The sequence below is a fragment of the Ensifer sp. 4252 genome (assembly GCF_050434565.1).
Lineage (GTDB): Bacteria > Pseudomonadota > Alphaproteobacteria > Rhizobiales > Rhizobiaceae > Ensifer.
In genome coordinates this window covers 1-1,663 of sequence record NZ_JBNDIU010000078.1, presented here as the reverse complement: position 1 = coordinate 1,663, position 1,663 = coordinate 1, and the positions used below count along the sequence as shown (strand labels likewise).

At 64.1% G+C, this 1,663-nt stretch carries 2 protein-coding genes; both read right to left on the bottom strand.

Annotated elements, in window-relative coordinates; all coding sequences use genetic code 11:
* On the bottom strand, window positions 1-458 hold a 458-nt coding region (locus ABIE33_RS36220), incomplete at its 3' end, for an alcohol dehydrogenase catalytic domain-containing protein (protein WP_429133968.1).
* Window positions 459-469: 11 nt separating this feature from the next.
* Entirely contained in the window at window positions 470-1,657 is a 1,188-nt protein-coding gene (locus tag ABIE33_RS36215) for a glycine C-acetyltransferase (RefSeq protein WP_429133970.1), read from the bottom strand.
* Window positions 1,658-1,663: the final 6 nt, after the last annotated feature.

Genomic DNA, 1,663 nt, shown 5'->3' with positions numbered 1-1,663 from the left:
GGATCGAAGATCGCGGCGATCTCGTCGGGAACATCCGGCGGGATCGGCACGACGTTGTATTCCGGCAGGCAGACGAATTCGCCGAACGAGCCCGGCCGGTTGACGCCGACGCCGAGCGTGTTGCGGCAGAGATGGCCGCGGCCGGCGCGGCAGTTGCGGCATTTGCCGCAGACGATGTGGCCCTCGCCCGAGACCCGCTCGCCGACATGGTATTTTGTCACCGCCGAGCCGACCTCGGCGATCTCGCCCATGAACTCGTGGCCGACGACCATCGGCACCGGAATGGTTTTCTGGGCCCATTGGTCCCAGTTCCAGATGTGCACGTCGGTGCCGCAGATCGCCGACTTCTTCACCTTGATCAGCACGTCGTTCGGTCCGACCTCGGGCACCGGCACGCGTTCCATCCACAGCCCGACTTCGGGCTTCGTCTTGACCAGTGCCTTCATCATGTTCGTCATCGACCTAATCCTCAAATCACGCCGAGGTCGCGGCCGACCTCTTCGAAGGCGGCAATCGCCCGGCGCACGTCGTCATCGCTATGCGCCGCCGACATCTGCGTGCGGATGCGCGCCTGCCCCTTCGGCACCACCGGGAAGGAGAAGCCGATGACGTAGACGCCCTTCTTGAGCATGCGCGCCGCCATCTCCTGCGCCAGCGCCGCATCGCCGAGCATCACCGGGATGATCGGATGGCCCTCGCCGGCCAGCGTAAACCCGAGCTTCGACATCTCCGCGCGAAACAGCGTCGCATTGGCCGACAGCCGCGCCCGCAGCGCATCGCCGTTGTCGATCAGGTCGAACACTTTCAGCGAGGCGGCGGCAATCACCGGCGCCAGCGTGTTGGAGAACAGATAGGGCCGCGAGCGCTGCCTGAGCCATTCGACGACCTCGGCCTTGCCCGAGGTATAGCCGCCCGAGGCGCCACCGAGCGCCTTGCCGAGCGTGCCGGTGATGATGTCGACGCGGCCCTCGACGCCGCAATGTTCGGCCGAACCACGACCATGTCTGCCGACGAAGCCGACCGCATGGCTGTCATCGACCATCACCATGGCGCCATACTTGTCGGCGAGGTCGCACACCCCGCCGAGATTGGCGATGATGCCGTCCATCGAGAACACGCCGTCGGTGGCGATCAGCTTGAAGCGGCTGCCTTCGGCCTTCTTCAGCTCTTCCTCGAGCGCTGCCATGTCGTTGTTGGCATAACGCAAACGCTTGGCCTTGGAGAGGCGCACGCCGTCGATGATCGAAGCATGGTTCAAGGCGTCGGAGATGATCGCATCCTCTTCGCCAAGCAGCGTCTCGAACAGGCCGCCATTGGCATCGAAACAGGAGGAATAGAGGATCGTGTCTTCCAGGCCGAGGAACGACGAGATCCGCGCCTCCAGCTGCTTGTGCTCTTCCTGGGTGCCGCAGATGAAGCGCACCGACGCCATGCCATAGCCGTAGCGGTCGAGCGCCCGTTTGCCGGCTTCAGCCAGCTCCGCATTGTCGGCAAGGCCGAGATAGTTGTTGGCGCAGAAGTTCAGCACCCGCTCGCCCGAGGCAACCTCGATCTCGCCCGCCTGCTTCGAGACGATCACCCGCTCCGACTTGTAAAGACCTGACGATTTCAACCCGTCGAGTTCCGAGCGGAGATGCGAAAGAAAAGCACTGGTCATGGCGGG